We start from the raw sequence: 17,023 nt of genomic DNA, 5'->3' as shown, positions 1-17,023 counted from the left end.
CTATCCTCCGGGTCTCTAGCGCATGCCTTCCCGGCGGATGGCTGTGGCGATGGCTGCGGCGCGGGTCTCCACCCCGAGCTTGGCGTAGATATGCGCGAGATGGGTCTTGACGGTGGCCTCCGAGATGAAGAGCCGCTGGCCCAGCTCCCGGTTGCTGAGACCCTCAGTCAGGAGGCTCAGCAGCTCCGCCTCCCGGGGCGTCAGGACCTCGTTGGGATTGCGCAGCTGCTGGAAGAGCCGCGATGCCACCGGAGCGCTCATCACGCTCTTACCTTGAACCGCACCGCGTATGGCGGCGAAGATTTCGTCCGGGGCGGCGTCCTTGAGGAGGTAGCCCATGGCGCCGGCGTCCACGGCGCGGACAATGTCCGCATCGGAATCGTAAGTGGTGAACACCAGGATGGCCTGCCGGTTGTTGCGTTGCCGCAGCTGCCTGATGGCCTCGATCCCGTCCATTCCGGCGCCCATGGCCAGATCCATCACCACCACCGCAGGGGAGTGCCCATCCACCTGCTCCAGGGCCTCCTCGCCGGAGGCGGCTTCTGCCACCACGTCAAAGTCGGGCTGCGTGCCCAGCAGCGCCCTGAGGCCGCTCCGGACCACCAGGTGGTCGTCCACCAGGAGCACGGTGATGGCGGTCATGCGTTGTCCCCGGTGATGCGTTGCCCGGGCACGGGGGCCGGTACTTGCGCTGCCACAATGGTCCCTTCGCCGGGGGAACTTTCGACTGAGAATACCCCGCCCAGCTGTTCAACCCGCTGGCGCATCGCCCGGATCCCGTAGCCGCCGGCGTCCGACGGCGGTGCTGCCGCCGACGGATCAAAGCCCGTCCCGTCGTCGTAAATGTCCAGGGTGACCGAGCCGGGAAGGAAACCCAGGGTCAGGGTTGCGGTGGCCGCGTTGGCGTGCTGCTGGATGTTTGCGGCCGCGCTCTGGACCACCCGCAGCAGGGCGTGCCGGACCTCCGCCGGGATGTCCCTCGGCTCACCGGTGACCACGAGCCGGGCATGCGGGAGGTACTGGGCGGCTGCCTGGTGCAGGGCCTCGGGCAGTGGGGAGGCGTCAAGTCCCGGGGAAGCGAGCTCATGGACCAGGCCGCGGGTCTCGGAAAGGTTCCTGCGCAGCAGTTGCGTGGCGTCGTTGAGCTCCCGGCGTGATTCCTGCCCGGGCCATGACCGCTCCGCGGCCTCCAGGAGCAGCAGGCTGCTGGCCAGGCCCTGCGTCACGGTGTCGTGGATCTCCCGCGATACGCGCTCGCGTTCTGCGATGGTGCCGGCCCGGCGCTCGCTGGCCGCGAGCTCTCCCTGCACCAGCGATACTTCGGCATGAAGGCGCCGCTGCTCCGCGGCGTCGTGCTCGATCCGGTCGTAGATCAGCATCAGCATCACGCCGACGGCGAGCGGCCCCAGCAGCATCGCAAAGTCCGTGCCGTCGCTGAGCCGGAACAGTCCGACGGCGGTGGCGGCAGCCGTCGCCCCTGCCGCAACATAAGCCACCGGGCCTGCGAAGGCTGTCCGGCACAGGAAGAAGATCGCAAAGGAACACCAGGCAAAGCTGGGCGCGGCGATCACCAGTGCTGCCCAGGCGGCCACGAGCACAAGCATCCATACGGCCCACCGGCGTCCCTGCCCGGCCAGAACTGCGACCACGGCGTACAGGGCGCACACGGTTCCCGCGAGTCCAAGGACGAAAAGGTTGTCCTGCAGGCTGTGCCGCATGGCATATCGGACGGCAGAGGCCACCAACAGCACCGCAAAACCGAGGTGGACGGCGGCATCGATCCGGCCGAGACGGCCAGCGGCCGGGCCGGATCCGGCGTGCAGGGCAGCGCCCGCAGGCGGTGTTTCGGGGGGAATGGCTGGGGAGGGCATCTGGTCCGGTTCAGGTCAGGGGAGGTCTATCCCATGTTATTGCCCGCGCCGTTGCTGGTCTCTCAGCCTTTTGGCTGATGCTGCCGGCCGTTCGGGGGACGGGGACGCAGCCGAAGGCCGGATGTGTGTTCCGGCGTGGCTGGACAGGATGGATAGAGCCCAGCCCATTCCAGGGGATTCGATCAACGTGGGTCCAACACCTCAAGGAGAACACCGTGAAGAAGTCCAACAAGATTGCCGCCGCTGCTGCCGCCGGAGCTTTGCTGCTGACCGGAGGCCTGACCGCCGCAGCCAATGCCGGGGCCAGCCAGGCAGCCGTCCCTGCCGCGGTGCCCGCCGGCGATATCCCGCAGGCACCGGAAATCGTCGTTGCCCAGAACCGCATCACCGTTGGGGCTTCGTCCGACGCCGTCAGCGCAGCCCTCGCCAAATGCCAGGCGGACAAGCTGCCGTTCGTCACCGTGGCGCTGGTGGACAGGTTCGGAACCGTCCAGTCGGTCCTGCGTGGTGACAACGCCGCCGAGCACACCATCGAGGCAGCCAAGCAAAAGGCCTACACGGCGGCCGCCTTCGGTGCACCCACCAGTGAGCTGGCCAAGCGCATCAACGGCAACGGGCCAAGCATCGCCGACCTCCCCGGCACCCTGTTCCTGGCCGGCGGTGTCCCGCTCAAGGTCAACGGTGTCTCCGTGGCGGGCATCGGTGTGGGCGGCGCCCCCGACGGCAACCTGGACGAAGCCTGCGCCACCGCCGGCGCCGAGGCCATCGCCGGCGCAGCTTCAGGCCCGGCCAAGTAGGCTCGGTTTATGAGGCGGTTCAGGACCCGGCGGTTCAGGACCCGGCGGTTTGGGAACCCGCGCCGGGCACGCAGCGCGGCAACGGTGCTCATGCTGGCGGGCAGCGTGGCAGTGTGCCTGGCCGCCTGTCAGGGGGGTTCCGGCGGGCCGCAACCCCAGGAGCCGCCGTCGTCTGTCCTGGACAGTCCGGGAGCCTCTGTTCCGGCCCGTTCCACGCCGGCGGCAGGACCCGCAACGGTTCCCACCTCGGCGGCAGCCTCCGACCCGCCCGCCCTGTCCGCCGAGGCCCAGGCCCGGCTTGACCAGGAACTGATCGCTGCCGCGAAGGCCAACAAGGTGGAGCTGGTGCGTGCGCTCATCAGCCGCGGCGGCAACGTGAACGCCAAGGACGCCATCCAGGATTCCGCGTTCCTCTACGCCGGAGCCGAGGGATTCTACGACGTGCTCGAGCTGACCCTGGCGGCCGGTGCGGACGTTGCCAGCACCAACCGCTACGGCGGGACGGCACTGATTCCGGCCAGCGAACACGGCCATGTGGAGACGGTCCGCATCCTCCTCGCCGCCGGGGTGCCGGTGAACCACGTGAACAACCTGGGCTGGACCGCCATGCAGGAAGCCATCCTGCTCAACAACGGCGGGCCAAGGCAACAGGAGGTGGTCAGGCTGCTGCTGGAAGCGGGCGGTGACCCCAACATCCGGGATCCCCAAGGGCGGACCGCCCTGGAGAACGCCGACCGGCTGGGCTTTAGGGAGATCGCCAACCTGATCCGGGCGCGCTGACCGCCCGCCTTACCCACCCCACCTCTGGAGTTTTTGTCCAGATAATGGCACGTTCCCGCGCCCAAGGACCCATTATCTGGACAAAAACTCCGTGGGCTCAGACAGCTTCGAGCACGCTGACGTAGTTGGCGATGCCCACGCCGCCCATGTTCTGCACCGCGGCCCGGCGGGGGCCGGCAAGCTGCATGCCGCCCGCCGTTCCGGTGAGCTGCATCGCGGCGATGACGTGCTGGGACACGCCGGTGGCGCCCACGGGGTGGCCCTTGGCCTTGAGGCCGCCGGAGACGTTAACGGGCAGCCTGCCGTCCTTGAACACCCAGCCTTCTTCCAGGGCGCGGGCGCCCTGGCCGGGCTCAGTCAGGCCCATGGCCTCATACATCAGCAGTTCGGCGATGGTGAAGCAGTCGTGGACCTCGGCGAAGTCAAGCCCTTCAAGCCCGACGCCGGCCATCGCCAGGGCGCGCTGCCAGGACACCCGGGTGGCCTGGAACGCCGTGGGATCCCTGCGTTCGGCCGGGAAGAAGTCGTTGGCCTGGCCGAACCCCGCCAGGCGCACGGGCGCGGTGGCCCCGCCGGTCGGTGACGTTGAGAGCACGACGGCGGCGGCGCCGTCGGACACGGGGGAGCAGTCGGTGCGGCGCAGGGGATCGGCCACCATGGGGTTCTTGTCCGAGATGGTGCGGCAGAACTCCTCGCCGAGGTCCTTGCGGAGCTGGGCGTAGGGGTTGTCAACGCCGTTGCGGTGGTTCTTTGCCGCGATGGTCCCCAGCACGTCGCCCAGCTTTCCGTCGCCGCGCCCGTAGCGCTTGTCGTAATGCTTGGCGACGTCCGCGAACAGGCCGGTGAAGCCGGTGGTGGACGTCTGGCCGGCCATGTCGTAATCAGCACCCAGCAGGGCGGCGCCCACTACGTCCGCGCCGGCTTGGGTCATCTTCTCGGCGCCGATCACCAGCACGGTTTTGGCGGTACCGGCCAACAAGGACTTGGTGCCCTGCTGGAACGCGGCCGAACCGGAGGCGCAGGCGTTCTCCACCCGGGTGGCGGGGACATTGGCCAGGTCCGGTGAGACCTGCAGGGCCAGCGAAGACGGGAAGGCAAGGGGCATCATGCCTGAGTTGAACTGGCCGAGATAGATCTCATCGATCTGGCCGGGTTCGAGTCCGGCGCCGGCGATTGCTTCCGTGGCCACCTGGATGATCAGGGACTCGAGGTTCTCATCCGCCAGTTTGCCGAAGCGGCTGTGGCCCCACCCGGTGAGCAGGACATCCTTGCCAAACTGTTCCTTGAGGCTCATGCTGTGGCTCCTTCCAAGGCGGGGGTCGCGTTTTCGAGCTGGACGTCGAACGCCGCGGCGGTCTTCGCGCGGATTTCGTCCACGGTGACGCCCGGGGCAAGGCGGGTGAGAGTGAGCCGCCGCCCGCCGCCGTCGTCCGTTTTTTGTTCCTGCTTCACTAGGTCAAACACGGCGAGGTCGCTGATGATCCGGTCCACGCAGCTCAACCCCGTGAGCGGCAGGGTGCACTCGGGAACGATTTTGGCCGTGCCGTCCTTGGCGTTGTGTTCGGTGAGGACCACCACGCGGGGCGTGCCTGCCACGAGGTCCATGGCGCCGCCCATGCCCTTGACCATCTTGCCCGGGATGGTCCAGTTGGCGAGGTCGCCGTTGCCTGAGACCTGCATGGCGCCCAGGATGGCGATTTTCACGTGGCCGCCGCGGATCATGCCGAAGGAGGTCGCTGAGTCGAAGATGCTGCCGCCGTCGAGCACGGTGACGGTCTGCTTCCCGGCGTTGATGAGGTCCGCGTCTTCCTCGCCTTCGTAGGGAAACGGGCCCATGCCGAGCAGCCCGTTTTCGCTCTGCAGGACAACGCGGACGCCGTCGGGCAGGTTATTGGCCACCAGCGTGGGGATGCCGATGCCCAGGTTCACGTAGTCGCCGTCGTTCAGTTCCTCGGCCGCGATGGCAGCCATTTCGTCCCTGGTCCAGGCCATGGGATTCTCCTTGGGTTCGAAGTTTGGGGGCTTAAGTGTTCGTTCGCGCCCGATGGGGACAGGGTCGGGCTGCTACGCCGGGACGGGCTCGGCCGCTACGCGGGGACGGGCTCGGAGGCGCGCGGGCGGACCGTGCGCTGTTCGATGTCCTTAACCCGGTCCGATGCCTGGACAAGCCGCTGGACGTAGACACCGGGGGTGACAATGTGGTTCGGATCAAGGGTCCCTGGTTCCACGATGACTTCTGCTTCGGCGATGGTGACCGTGCCCGCCGTAGCCACCACCGGGTTGAAGTTCCGGGCGGTGTAGCGGTAGATCAGGTTCCCGTCCGCGTCAGCGGTGTGCGCATGGACCAATGCGACGTCGGCGCGGATGGCAGGCTCCTGCACGTACGTTTCGCCGTCGAACTCCGCCAGCGGCTTCCCTTCGGCGACCAGCGTGCCTACGCCGGTTTTGGTGTAGAAGGCGGGGATGCCGGCGCCGCCGGCGCGCAGGCGTTCGGCGAGCGTGCCCTGCGGGGTGAACTCGACCTCCAGCAGGCCGGCCAGGTACTGCTCGGCAAACAACTTGTTTTCGCCCACGTAGGAGGCGATGACCTTGCGGACCTGGCCGGCTTCGATCAGCACGCCGAGGCCTTTGCCGTCCACGCCCATGTTGTTGGATACCACGGTCAGGTCCCGTACACCCGAATCCCGGACAGCTTCGATCAGGTCCGCGGGAATGCCGCTCAGGCCGAAGCCGCCCACGGCCAGGGTGATGCCATCCCGGAGGGCATCGTGGAGGGCGTCAGCGGCGCTTGGTTTGAGTTTGGACATGCTTATCTCCTCATCGAGAGTGGGCCGGAGGCGGGAATCCACTTTATGGACTACGGCTCTGGGTTTGAAGCGTACGGACGTACGCCCGCGCCTGTCAAGGCATGATTGTGGCGCAATTTCTGGCTGTTTTACAGTGTGGACGGTACGCTTGAACGAGTCCACAATATGGATACTAAAGGAGCCGGAAGGGCCTATATGAACCAGAATCCTGTGCAGGGCGCCCAGGTTGTCAGCCGCATCGCCGGGCTGCTGCGCATCGCCGCCCGCAAGCCTGAAGGCAGCCCACTGGTGGACCTGGTGAAAGAGTCAGGCCTGACCCGGCCCACGGTCCACCGGCTACTGACTTCACTGGCGGCAGAAGGGCTGCTGGACCACGACGCCCGCAACGGCAACTGGGTCCTGGGGCCGGAAATCCTGCTGATGGGGTCCGTGGCTTCAGCGCGGTTCCCGCTCGAGGAGATCGCCCGGCCCAGCCTGCGCCGATTGGCTGAGGAGACGGGAGAAAGTGCCTTCTTTTCCATCCGCCGGGGGGCAGAGACGGTGTGCCTGCTCCGGGAAGAGGGCAGTTTCCCGGTCCGGTCCTTCGTGCTGCACGAAGGCGTCCGGTTTCCGCTGGGCGTCGCCTCGGCCGGGACGGCGATCATGGCATTCCTGCCGGAGAACGAGCAGGAACAGTTGCTGGCACACTGGGCCAGCCATGCGGGCACCTTCGCAGAAGCGCATACAGCAGAGGTTGTCAGGGCCAGCCTGGCCAGAACCCGGGAAGCAGGCTACTCGGTGAATCCCGGCCTGGTGCTTGAAGGCAGTTGGGGGATGGGGTCCGCCGTCTTTGACCAGGCCGGACGGCCCGCGTGGGCGCTTTCCCTGACCGGTATCGAACCGCGCTTCCGCAAAGACCGGCAGGACTTCCTGGGCCGGCTCCTGATGGAGGAGGCCCACCGGATCAGCAGCAAGCTGGGGGCGCCGGGCAGGGAACTGTTGTGACGGCCGACAGGCGTGCCTACGCTAGCTATGGAGGCCGGACACCCCAGAGGAGCCAGGGATATGAGCACTAATGTCTACTTCGAACAGTACGGCGACCCGCAGGTCCTGAAGGTCGGGCCGGAGGACCTGCCGGAACCCGCCGAGGGGGAAGTGCGCGTCGAATTCCGCGCCGTTGGCGTCAACCCGATGGACTGGCAGCTGGTGGCAGGACAGCTCAGCAACGTAGCCCCGCTGGAGCTCCCCGAAGTGCCCGGCAGCGAGGCCGCCGGAATTGTCACGGCGGTGGGGCCAGCTGTGGGACCGGCATCCGAAGGCTTTACCGTGGGCGACGAGGTCATCTGGAACGGCTTCACTGGCGGTTACCGGTTGGAGGCCGTCGTGCCCGCCGAACAGCTCACGCCCCTGCCCGCCGGCGTCGATTTTGAACAGGCTGCCTGCATTCCGGTGGCCGGCGGCACAGCCTATTCAGCTTTGAAGCAGCTGGGCGTCGACGAAGGCGACACGGTGCTGATCCACGCGGCCGCCGGGGGCGTGGGCTCCGCGGCCGTGCAGATTGCACAGGCCTTTGGCGCCCGGGTCATCGGCACCGCCTCGGAAGCCCACCAGGACTACCTGCGGGAGCTGGGTGCGGAAGCCGTTCCTTACGGGCCCGGCCTGGCGGACCGCGTGAGGGCCGCAGCTGAAGAGGCAGGTGCCGTAACAGCCGTGCTGGATGCTGCGGGGACCGAAGAGTCCGTGGCGGCAACGGTCGAACTGCTGCCGGACCGCAGCCGTGCAGTTGTCACCGCGCCGAGCAAGCATTCACAGGACGCAGGGATCGCGGCGGTTCAGCAAGAGGAGGGCCGAATCATGGAGGTGGCGACGCTCGCCGCGGAAGGCCTGATTACCTTCACCATTGCGCACCGGTTGCCGCTGGTTGAGGCGGCTGATGCGCTGGAGCTGAGCCGCAGCGGACACGGCCACGGCAAGATAGTCCTGCTGCCGTAGGAAGCCCGAACGTCTGGGCGGCGCTCCGGACGCGGCCGTGCTAGCGGGTCCCCGGCCCAACGTCGTCATGCGCTTCAACCAGCCACGCCTTGATGTCGGCGTCCAGCTGGTCAGCGGCCGTGAACGTAAACCGGTGGGTGTAGACCTTCCTGGTGGTGGGAAAGCTCTGCAACAGGGAGGGATGGTCCACCTGGCGCAGCAGGTCAATGGCTACTTCCAGGCGCCCGGAGATGATGAAGGCCTCGGCAAAGACGCGTCGGTCTGCCCACGCAACCTCCGTACGGTGGACCCGCTCCTCGCATTCGCCGGCAGCGTGCACCATGGCGCGGAACCGCTGGAAGAGTTCGACGGCGGCGGGCGGCTTCCCCGCGAGGTAACTGTCGACGTCGTGGGTCATGCCCGCCTAGAGGCCCACCCGGGGCTCCTCGGGACCCTCGTGCTTCCACCAGGTGTCGAAGATCGAGACGGGTACGGTGCGCTTGTGGCGGGTGCGCATGTACTTCTCTTCGATCTTTTCCGCTACCTCGTCCGGCACGTCGCGGCCCTCAAGGTAGTCGTCGATCTGGTCGTAGGTGAGGCCCAGTTCGTCCTCGTCGGTGCGGCCGGGCTTCCCGTCCAGGAGGTCCGCCGTCGGTACCTTCTCCCAGACGCGGGCCGGGGCTCCCAACTCGGCCAGCAGTTCGCGGTTCTGGCGCTTGTTCAGGCCGAAAAGGGGCAGGATGTCCGCGCCGCCGTCGCCGTATTTGGTGAAGAAACCGGTGACTGACTCGGCGCCGTGGTCCGTTCCGATGACCAGGTAATTGTGCTCCCCGGCCAGCGCGTACTGGGCAATCATGCGGGTGCGCGCCTTGGTGTTGCCCTTGTGGAAATCCGAAATCCCGTTCCCGACCGACTTCTCGAACTCGTCCTCGAAGCCGTCCACGGCGGCCGAAATGTTGAAGGTCCACTCGGTCTTGGCCTGGATAAAGTCCAGGGCTGCCTGGGCGTCGTCTTCGTCGTGCTGTACGCCGTAGGGCAGGCGAACGGCCACAAAGTTGGCCTCCACACCCTCGGCCTCCAGCTCCTCAACGGCCAGCTGGGCCAGGCGGCCCGCCAGCGATGAGTCCAGGCCGCCGGAGATACCCAGGACAAAGCCCTTGGTCTGTGTTGCCTTGAGGTAATCCTTAAGGAAAGCCACGCGCTTGCGCACCTCCCCGGCGGGATCGATCCGGGGCTGCACGCCCATTTCTTCAACGATTCTGGCCTGGAGTTCGCGCATGTCTCCCAGCCTAGCCAGCAGTGTCAATATGGCTCAACTGTGTCCATCCGATGCCGGCACGCTTTGGCTGACGCCCATCACCCGCCAGCCGCGGCAACCGCTGGCCAAAAAATTGCCCGGTTGGGCTGATTCCTCGTTAGGATGGGGCGGTGACTGAACCCAAGACGCCGGACGATGCCGCAACACCAGGCCCGGTAAAGAAGCCCGCCCGCAACGGGAAATCCAGTGCCACAATCTATGACATTGCCAAAGTTACCGGCGTGAACCCGTCCACCGTTTCCCGAGCGCTCAGCAAGCCGGGAAGGGTCAGTGCCAAGACGCTGAAACTCATTGAGGATGCGGCCGCCGAGCTGAACTACCAGGTCAACCCGTTCGCACGCGCACTTCCCACGGGCCGGACCAGCACCTTCGGCCTGATCGTCGCCGACATTACGAACCCCACCTTCTTCGACATCATCCGCGGGGCTGAAACGACCGCTGCTGTGCGGGACTACACCCTGGTGCTTGCCGAGTCCGCCGAGTCTGCCGTCACCGAACTGACGGCGGCCCGCCGCATGATGGCCACCGTGGACGGCCTGATCCTGGCCAGCCCGCGCATGGACGATGACGACATCCGCACCCTCGCCCGGGACAAGCCCGTGGTGGTCATCAACCGCGAGGTCGACGGCGTGCCTTGCGTGGTTCCCGAGGTCAACAAAGGCATCGGCGAGGCAGTGCGAAGCCTGGCCGCGAACGGGCACCGGAAAGTTGCCTTTGTTGCCGGGCCGGCACAATCCTGGATGTCGGCCCGCCGCTGGGATGGCGTGCAGGCGGCCTGTGAGTGGTCCAGGCTTGAGGCGGTGCGGCTGGAATCCGCCAAACCCACGGTCGACGGCGGCAGGCAAGTGGCGCGCGACGTCCTGGCCAGCGGTGCCACTGCCGTGTTGACCTACAACGATCTCCTTGCCATCGGGCTGATGCAGGAGCTCCAGGCCGCCGGCGTGGTGGTTCCGGATCAGATCAGCATCGTTGGGTTCGATGACATCTTCGGGGCGGACTTCACCACGCCGCCGCTCACCACCGTGCGCTCACCGCTGGGGGCCTGCGGCTCCAGCGCAGCCAGGCTGCTGCTTGATCTCCTGCAAGGGACGGGAGAGCCCGCCGGAACATTGCGCGTCGAAACGGAGCTGGTGGTGCGGGGCTCAAGCGGGCGGCTGTTGAGTTGAGGTTGCCGCTGCGGCCGGTGAAGTGTGACGCCCTCCCAGGCGGCACACTCCACCACGCTTCCTACTGAAGAACAGGATTCTCCACTGCGGGGGGAACCTCAGCGCCAGCGTCGCTGACCTTCTTGGGCTTCCGGTTGCCGATGGCGCGCCATCGGGTGCGGAGGGCATGTGCTGCTGCCTTCGGCTGACGGGTCCGCGTGAAGACTCCCTTTTTGTTACCGTCCACACGGTGAATACCGTTGCTGGTCTGGAAGTCAGCGAAGTTCCAGATCTGTTCACCGACAAACTGCGGGAATTCGTCAAATACGCGGTGGTGCATCTCCAAAAGGGCCGATTGGTATTCTTCCGTCCATGGCTGATCCCACACCGAATGGACTCCCGGCTGAGTGTCAGCTCCATATTCGGTCATCATGATGGGTTTGTCGACGCGGTCAATCCATCCCTGGATGTCCATCCGCAGATAGTTTTCGGCTGACTCCAGGTCACCGCTCATGACGTACCAGCCGTAGTACCGGTTCAGGCCCACAACGTCGAACAGGTCAACGATCAGATCGTTGCGGAAGGTGGCAAACATAACGACCGCATAGGTCAAGGGACGGGTTGGATCGAGCTCCCTGGCCAACTTCACGAGCGGTTCAAAGTACTCACGGGCGCCATCTTCGTTCGACGCTGGTTCGTTTGCTATGCACCACATCACTACGCTGGGGTGGTTTTTGTCGCGGGCAATCAATTCACGAATGTGCTGGGCGTGTGCTTCCCTTGTCTGATCATTGAAGGTCTCGCTCGAGAACGACGGCGTGGTGGGCTTCCCTGAGAGGCCTGCCTGTACGCCGAGATTCAGGCCCACGGCGGCTGTTTCGTCGATCACGACAATGCCGTGGCGGTCTGCGAACTCCAGCACTTCTTCGGCATATGGGTAATGAGAAGTGCGGAACGAGTTCGCACCAATCCAATCCAGGAGTTGGAAGTCGTGGACGAGATAGGCGTTGTCGTGTCCCTTGCCGCGAATGGCTGTGTCCTCGTGTTTTCCGAAGCCAGTGAAGTAGAAGGGTTCGCCGTTGATGAGGAACTCAGAGCCCCTCACTTCCACGGTCCGGACACCGAAAACCTCAGTATAGGAGTCGACAACTTTCCCGTCGTCAAGGAGTTCAACAAGAAGCTCATAGAGGTATGCGGCCCCAGGCTGCCAGAGCGTGACCGCATCAATTTCCACTGTGCCGCTTTGTCCGGTCGTTGAAGCGACCCTGATCTTCTTTTCGTCCAGGACTGTCACCCGAACGTCAGCGCTGCCGGACTGCCGGACGGTGTACGAGACGACCCCTGATGTTCCGCGGACCTGTGTGGTAACCGTCACGTCCTGGAGATGAAGCCGAGGTGTGCTGTACAGCCACACAGACCGGGCCAGTCCTGCGTAATTGTAGAAGTCGTGAAGATAAGTCTGGGTCCGTCGGCCACTCTGTGACATTGTGATCGTGCCAGGAGGGATTGTCGTGTTGCTTAGCTCGTTGCTCACCGCGACAGTCAGCCGGAATTCCTCGCCTGGTTGTACGAAGTCAGTGATGTCAGCGTCAAAGGGCGTGTAACCGCCGATATGTTGGGCAACCTGGGTGTCGCCTACGTACACACGGCTTGCATGTGTTGCAGCATCGAAACGCAGCACGATGCGTTCTTCGGACCAGCCGCGTGGAACCCGCACTGTTCGCTGATAGTAGACCCAACCCACGTGGTTGCGGATCTCCGGGGAGACGAATTGGTCGTTGTAACTCGCCGGGACCGCAGCTTCCAACGTGGTGTCCAGGACCCTGGTCCAAGGCTTGTCGCCTGCCTCTGTGTCCAGCGCAAACAGCCACAGGCCGTCGAGGTTATGAAGTTCGCGGGTAGGTGTAGAACGTGGCTTAAGCACGCGGTTCTCCTTCAGTATTGGGTGTGACGTGTCGCCGGTGAGTAAGGGCCGCGGAACTACCGTCGGTCTTGGAGTCGGGCCTCATGGTCAGGCCTCTGGGGCTTCCTTGGCCAGGGCATCCAGGACTGCTAGACCGATCTCGGCATCCTGGTCAGGAGTCCCTCCGGCGATACCGAGGCCGCCAAGATGCTTATCCTGATAAGCCAATGGGAACCCGCCACGAATGTTTGTCAGCAGATTGTCTGTGCCCAGCGGCAGAGCGATTGCGAAGTCACCTTGCATCCACCCTGTCGGGCGCCTGGACGATGCGGCCGTGTTGGCCTTTCGACGGCTGGTCTCCACGCTGTGGGGCATGGAACCGTCTGCACGGCCGAAGGCGATGAGCCCCATTCCGGGGTCCACGATACTGACCGAAACCAGGACGCCGCGCTGTGCTCCTTCCTCAATCGCCAGGGAAACAGCCCGGGCTGCAGTGGCATAGGTCACCGACAGTGTTTCAACGAAGTTTTGCATGGTGGCTCCTGGCAAGGTCATGAAGTGGGGCTTTCCGCGTAGATGGAGTTGAGTGTCTTTGATTTCACTTCGCGCCGGCGCTGATGCAGGAGGGGCTCTGTGTAGCCGTTCGGCTGCCTGCTTCCGTCAACCACCAGATCGACGGCGCACTGGAACGCGATGCTCTCGGAGAAGTTGGATGTCATCGGACGGTAGAGGGGATCGGCTGAATTTTGGGCGTCGACGACGGCAGCCATTTTCTGCATGCTCTCGTGTACCTCCTGCTCCGTGATCACGCCATGGCGGAGCCAGTTCGCAATGTGCTGACTCGAGATGCGGAGCGTGGCCCTGTCCTCCATGAGTGCAACATCGTGGATGTCAGGAACCTTGGAGCATCCGATTCCCTGGTCCACCCAGCGGACAACATATCCCAGCAAGGACTGCATATTATTGTCCAGTTCTTCCTGACGCTCTTCCGGTGACCAATTCGGTTGACCTTCCACGGGCAGGGTAAGAATGCCGTCGAGAGTACCCCTCTGGTCCCGGCGAGCAATCTCACGCTGTCTCGCCGCGACGTCGACCCGGTGGTAGTGGATGGCGTGCAGGGTCGCAGCAGTGGGCGACGGTACCCAGGCAGTACTTGCACCTGCCATCGGGTGCCCAACCTTTTGCTCGAGCATTGCCGCCATGAGATCAGGCATTGCCCACATGCCCTTGCCGATCTGGCCCCGGCCCGGCAAACCCACCCCTATGCCTACATTGACATTCTGGTCCTCATACGACGACAGCCACGGACGATCACGCAATTCGGCCTTGCGGGCGAAAGGTCCTGCCTCCATGGACGTGTGGATCTCATCGCCGGAACGGTCAAGGAAGCCTGTATTGATGAAAGCAAGGCGGTCCTCGGCCTCTGCTATGCAGGCCTTCAAGTTGACTGTGGTGCGGCGCTCCTCGTCCATCAGCCCGAGCTTGAGCGTGTTCGCCGGTAAGCCCAGCAACTCTTCCACGCGGCCAAAGAGTTCCACCGTGAAAGCCACCTCGGCCGGGCCGTGCATCTTCGGCTTGACGATATAGATTGAGCCGGTTCGACTATTCCGTCGGGAATTCTGCGGGTCTATCCCGGCCAGAGCCGTCAGTGATGTGAGGACAGCATCCAGGATGCCTTCGCCTATCTCGTTTCCGTCAGAATCAAGCACAGCGTCCGTGGTCATGAGATGGCCAACATTACGGACGAAAAGCACGGCCCGCCCGGCCAGCAGTACCTCGCCTCCATCGGGGGATGTGTAGTGCCGGTCATCCGCCAACCTGCGCACGACCTTGTCGCCGCCCTTTTCAAAAACGTCTTTCAGGTCACCCGTGTTGAGGCCCAGCCAGTTGCGGTAGCCAACGATCTTGTCCTCGGCATCGACGGCGGCAACCGAATCTTCAAAGTCGACAATTGTGGTGATGGCGGCCTCTGCCAACACGTCAGCCACACCAGCGGAATCTGATGCTCCGACAACCGTGCTGCGGTCGAAGACGACCTCGATATGAAGGCCGTGGTGGCGGACCACGATTGTGGACGGCGAATCGGCATTTCCTGTGTAGCCCACGAACTGGTCAGGGCGGAGCAGCCCATTGGTTGAACCGTCGGGAAGGGTAACCGACAACATTCCGTTGTGCACCGCGTAACCGGTCGAACCGGCATGGCTGCCTGCTGCCAGCGGGATGAATTCATCCAGTAGCCCACGCACATACGCGACGACCTTCTGGCCTCGTTGGGCATCATATCCAGGTGCAGCACCAGCCTCGCCCAGTGCATCTGTTCCGTAGAGCGCGTCGTAAAGCGATCCCCACCGGGCATTTGCGGCGTTGAGTGCATAGCGAGCGTTGGTGACCGGCACAACCAGCTGGGGACCGGCGAGTTTGGCGATCTCATCATCCACGTTTGTCGTCCGGACATGGGTGCCTTCCGGGGCCGGCAGAAGGTATCCGATGTCCTCCAGAAATGCCTTGTACTCAGTGGTGTCAAGCGGGAGCGGGTGCAGCCTGTGCCACTCGTCAATACGGTCCTGCAGCTCGTCACGGACAGCGAGCAGTTCCCGGTTTCGCGGTGTCAGATCCTTGACAATTCGACCGAAGCCCATCCAGAACTTCGCAGCGTCGATTCCGGTTCCAGGCAGTGCCTCGGATTCGACGAAGGCATAAAGGGCTGGGTCTACGGCCAGGCCGCCAGCGTCGATGCGGCTTTTGTGATGGCTCATGAGCGTCCCTCTTTGATAATGCCGGGCGATGGTGTGGAGGCAAAAATAGTTCCGGGGTTCAAGATGCCGTCAGGATCCAGAGCCAGTTTCACACTGTGTGACATTTGGAGTAAGTCCTCACCAATCTGATTAACAAGCCACGGCCGCTTAAGCCGCCCCACCCCGTGCTCGCCGGTGATTGTCCCGCCAAGTTCGATGGCAAGGTCCATGATTTCGCCATAGGCAAGGTAGGCGCGGTCCCTCATGTCTGTGTCTTCGGGGTCAAACACGACGAGCGGATGGGTATTGCCGTCGCCGGCATGGGCAATGAAGGCGATGACGACGCCGCGGTTCTTTGCAATTCGCTCGACCCCGAGGACGAGTTCTCCCAGACGGGGGAGGGAAACTCCCACGTCCTCCAACAGCAGGGTGCCCAGTCCTTCCACCGCGGGAATGGCAATGCGCCGTGCGTGCGCGAAACGCTCGCCCTCCTCCTGGTCCGCAACCTCGAACGACTCAAAAGCGCCGTGGTTTTGAAACGCTGCGAGCATCATTGCGGTCTCCGCGCCGCTGGGGCTCTGATCGTCTGAACGTGCAACAACCAGGGCTGCGGCGTGCCGGTGCAGCCCCATTTCGAGCACGTCCTCGACGGCATTGATGGAAGTCCCATCCATGTACTCCAGCATTGAAGGGCGGATGCCCGACGCAATTTCGAGGACCGCATTTGCAGCCTGTTCACTGCTTGAAAACCAACCAACTACGGTACGTGCGGGCGGGGCGGCGGGCAGAAGCCGCAAAGTGAGTTCAGTGATAATCCCAAGCGTGCCTTCACTGCCAACAAAAAGCTTGAGCATGGATAGTCCCGCAACGTCCTTTAGCCGCGGGCCCCCCAGTTTTACGGCTCTGCCGTCGGCAGTGACGATTTCCATTCCGAGGATGTAGTCGGAAGTGACGCCGTACTTTACGCAACAAAGACCCCCTGCATTGGTGGCAGCATTGCCGCCGATCGTGCAGATCTCGTAGGACGCAGGATCAGGCGGATACCACAGGCCCTCTTGTGCGACTGCCGCCTTGACCTCTGCGTTAAAAAGACCCGGTTGAACCACAGCGGTACGGGTAACGGCATCGATATTGATGGAGCGCATCCGTTCGGTGCTGAGCACAATGCCGTTCGCCACTGCGGTCGCTCCTCCGGACAGGCCGGTACCTGCGCCTCGAGGCACAACGGAGATTTTATGCTTGGCCGCCCAGCGCATAACTGACTGAACGTGCCTGGTCGTCAAAGGCAGCACCACAGCCATGGGTATGGCAGCGTCGGGATCGAGTGCCCGGTCACGCCTGTAGGGCTCCATGGCTGCGCGATCAGTGATCAGTGCATCCGCTGGCAGTATCAGCGCCAGTTCGTCAAGGAGTGGACTGGGGGAAATCCGTCCTTTGTCGGCTGCTGTGGATACGTCACCAGCCACGGCCCTTACCGAAATTTTCGCTATGTCTGACATGTGGTGCCACTCCTGTGAGGTCAAAGTTTGGTTGGCGGAGAACATCTCCGCCAGAAAGGCTCGGACTATGGCGTTTCCTGTACCGTCGTAGCTTTCAGTAAAACATGCATTGCTGGCACTGACAACCGGTTGCCGCAAATGACTGCCTCAAACCCTTCTTTCTGGCCAAGCCCCACGCCACCCCTCGTGGAAGCGATACTGACTCTTAGCAACGCTGG

General features: G+C 64.0%; 16 protein-coding genes. 5 read left to right on the top strand and 11 right to left on the bottom strand.

What is annotated here, in order from left to right:
• Window positions 1–15 precede the first annotated feature (15 nt).
• Both AU175_RS08105 and AU175_RS08100 read right to left on the bottom strand, forming a co-directional pair.
• Complete coding sequence (locus AU175_RS08105) at window positions 16–642, bottom strand: response regulator (RefSeq protein ID WP_066287316.1); 627 nt, start codon at window positions 640–642, stop codon at window positions 16–18.
• The gene (locus AU175_RS08100) at window positions 639–1,871 is read right to left on the bottom strand and encodes a sensor histidine kinase (RefSeq protein ID WP_066287314.1); all 1,233 of its coding nucleotides are present in this window, start codon (window positions 1,869–1,871) and stop codon (window positions 639–641) included. The genes AU175_RS08105 and AU175_RS08100 overlap by 4 nt, the downstream gene beginning before the upstream one ends.
• Window positions 1,872–2,086: 215 nt before the next feature.
• Here AU175_RS08100 and AU175_RS08095 point away from each other — a divergent pair, with 215 nt between their 5' ends.
• Window positions 2,087–2,668, top strand: coding sequence for a GlcG/HbpS family heme-binding protein (locus tag AU175_RS08095; RefSeq protein ID WP_066287313.1), 582 nt, complete (start codon window positions 2,087–2,089; stop codon window positions 2,666–2,668).
• Window positions 2,669–2,677: 9 nt separating this feature from the next.
• The gene (locus tag AU175_RS08090) at window positions 2,678–3,448 is read left to right on the top strand and encodes an ankyrin repeat domain-containing protein (RefSeq protein WP_231938491.1); all 771 of its coding nucleotides are present in this window, start codon (window positions 2,678–2,680) and stop codon (window positions 3,446–3,448) included.
• Between the two features lie 97 nt (window positions 3,449–3,545).
• On the opposite strand, the gene AU175_RS08085 is transcribed toward AU175_RS08090, so the two are convergent.
• From AU175_RS08085 to AU175_RS08075, 3 genes are all read right to left on the bottom strand, one after another.
• Entirely contained in the window at window positions 3,546–4,742 is a 1,197-nt protein-coding gene (locus AU175_RS08085; RefSeq protein WP_066287310.1) for an acetyl-CoA acetyltransferase, read from the bottom strand.
• Window positions 4,739–5,440: a CoA transferase subunit B gene (locus AU175_RS08080; protein ID WP_066287309.1), complete on the bottom strand. Its 702-nt coding sequence runs from the start codon at window positions 5,438–5,440 to the stop codon at window positions 4,739–4,741. Before AU175_RS08080 ends, AU175_RS08085 begins: the two co-directional genes overlap by 4 nt.
• Before the next feature lie 95 nt (window positions 5,441–5,535).
• Window positions 5,536–6,255, bottom strand: coding sequence for a CoA transferase subunit A (locus AU175_RS08075; RefSeq protein WP_066287307.1), 720 nt, complete (start codon window positions 6,253–6,255; stop codon window positions 5,536–5,538).
• 195 nt (window positions 6,256–6,450) lie between these two features.
• Between AU175_RS08075 and AU175_RS08070 the strand changes: the two genes are divergently transcribed.
• Together AU175_RS08070 and AU175_RS08065 are read left to right on the top strand one after the other, a co-directional pair.
• The gene (locus AU175_RS08070) at window positions 6,451–7,239 is read left to right on the top strand and encodes an IclR family transcriptional regulator (protein WP_066287304.1); all 789 of its coding nucleotides are present in this window, start codon (window positions 6,451–6,453) and stop codon (window positions 7,237–7,239) included.
• 60 nt (window positions 7,240–7,299) lie between these two features.
• Window positions 7,300–8,226 carry an NADP-dependent oxidoreductase gene (locus AU175_RS08065; RefSeq protein ID WP_066287303.1) on the top strand — a complete coding sequence of 309 codons (927 nt, stop codon included), beginning with the start codon at window positions 7,300–7,302 and terminating at the stop codon, window positions 8,224–8,226.
• Window positions 8,227–8,266: 40 nt separating this feature from the next.
• Here AU175_RS08065 and AU175_RS08060 read toward each other — a convergent pair whose 3' ends face one another.
• Together AU175_RS08060 and nadE are read right to left on the bottom strand one after the other, a co-directional pair.
• Window positions 8,267–8,623 carry a DUF5655 domain-containing protein gene (locus tag AU175_RS08060; RefSeq protein WP_066287301.1) on the bottom strand — a complete coding sequence of 119 codons (357 nt, stop codon included), beginning with the start codon at window positions 8,621–8,623 and terminating at the stop codon, window positions 8,267–8,269.
• 6 nt (window positions 8,624–8,629) lie between these two features.
• Window positions 8,630–9,484, bottom strand: coding sequence for an ammonia-dependent NAD(+) synthetase (gene nadE, locus AU175_RS08055; protein WP_066287298.1), 855 nt, complete (start codon window positions 9,482–9,484; stop codon window positions 8,630–8,632).
• 149 nt (window positions 9,485–9,633) lie between these two features.
• On the opposite strand from nadE, the gene AU175_RS08050 reads away from it, so the two are divergent.
• Entirely contained in the window at window positions 9,634–10,689 is a 1,056-nt protein-coding gene (locus AU175_RS08050; RefSeq protein ID WP_066287297.1) for a LacI family DNA-binding transcriptional regulator, read from the top strand.
• 61 nt (window positions 10,690–10,750) lie between these two features.
• Here the strand turns inward: AU175_RS08050 and uidA are convergent, their stop codons facing one another.
• From uidA to AU175_RS08030, 4 genes are all read right to left on the bottom strand, one after another.
• The gene (gene uidA, locus AU175_RS08045) at window positions 10,751–12,592 is read right to left on the bottom strand and encodes a beta-glucuronidase (protein ID WP_066287295.1); all 1,842 of its coding nucleotides are present in this window, start codon (window positions 12,590–12,592) and stop codon (window positions 10,751–10,753) included.
• Between the two features lie 87 nt (window positions 12,593–12,679).
• Window positions 12,680–13,105: a GlcG/HbpS family heme-binding protein gene (locus tag AU175_RS08040; protein ID WP_066287293.1), complete on the bottom strand. Its 426-nt coding sequence runs from the start codon at window positions 13,103–13,105 to the stop codon at window positions 12,680–12,682.
• A 17-nt stretch (window positions 13,106–13,122) separates the two neighbouring features.
• Window positions 13,123–15,327: a malate synthase G gene (locus AU175_RS08035; RefSeq protein ID WP_066287291.1), complete on the bottom strand. Its 2,205-nt coding sequence runs from the start codon at window positions 15,325–15,327 to the stop codon at window positions 13,123–13,125.
• Window positions 15,324–16,805 (bottom strand): FAD-binding oxidoreductase, encoded by a 1,482-nt coding sequence (locus tag AU175_RS08030; protein ID WP_082979207.1) that lies wholly within the window; start codon window positions 16,803–16,805, stop codon window positions 15,324–15,326. The genes AU175_RS08035 and AU175_RS08030 overlap by 4 nt, the downstream gene beginning before the upstream one ends.
• Window positions 16,806–17,023 lie beyond the last annotated feature (218 nt).

Source organism: Arthrobacter sp. B6, assembly GCF_001663775.1.
GTDB lineage: Bacteria > Actinomycetota > Actinomycetes > Actinomycetales > Micrococcaceae > Arthrobacter.
This window is presented reverse-complemented; position numbering and strand designations above follow the sequence as displayed.

Bases quoted from the DNA above. Each gene is read 5' to 3' on its own strand.
- AU175_RS08090 (WP_231938491.1), top strand. From the start codon at position 2,678: ATGAGGCGGTTCAGGACCCGGCGGTTCAGGACCCGGCGGTTTGGGAAC.
- AU175_RS08075 (WP_066287307.1), bottom strand. From the start codon at position 6,255: ATGTCCAAACTCAAACCAAGCGCCGCTGACGCCCTCCACGATGCCCTC.
- AU175_RS08060 (WP_066287301.1), bottom strand. From the start codon at position 8,623: ATGACCCACGACGTCGACAGTTACCTCGCGGGGAAGCCGCCCGCCGCC.
- AU175_RS08100 (WP_066287314.1), bottom strand. From the start codon at position 1,871: ATGCCCTCCCCAGCCATTCCCCCCGAAACACCGCCTGCGGGCGCTGCC.
- AU175_RS08040 (WP_066287293.1), bottom strand. From the start codon at position 13,105: ATGCAAAACTTCGTTGAAACACTGTCGGTGACCTATGCCACTGCAGCC.
- AU175_RS08085 (WP_066287310.1), bottom strand. From the start codon at position 4,742: ATGAGCCTCAAGGAACAGTTTGGCAAGGATGTCCTGCTCACCGGGTGG.
- AU175_RS08065 (WP_066287303.1), top strand. From the start codon at position 7,300: ATGAGCACTAATGTCTACTTCGAACAGTACGGCGACCCGCAGGTCCTG.
- AU175_RS08030 (WP_082979207.1), bottom strand. From the start codon at position 16,805: ATGTCAGACATAGCGAAAATTTCGGTAAGGGCCGTGGCTGGTGACGTA.
- AU175_RS08035 (WP_066287291.1), bottom strand. From the start codon at position 15,327: ATGAGCCATCACAAAAGCCGCATCGACGCTGGCGGCCTGGCCGTAGAC.
- AU175_RS08080 (WP_066287309.1), bottom strand. From the start codon at position 5,440: ATGGCCTGGACCAGGGACGAAATGGCTGCCATCGCGGCCGAGGAACTG.
- AU175_RS08105 (WP_066287316.1), bottom strand. From the start codon at position 642: ATGACCGCCATCACCGTGCTCCTGGTGGACGACCACCTGGTGGTCCGG.
- nadE (WP_066287298.1), bottom strand. From the start codon at position 9,484: ATGCGCGAACTCCAGGCCAGAATCGTTGAAGAAATGGGCGTGCAGCCC.
- AU175_RS08070 (WP_066287304.1), top strand. From the start codon at position 6,451: ATGAACCAGAATCCTGTGCAGGGCGCCCAGGTTGTCAGCCGCATCGCC.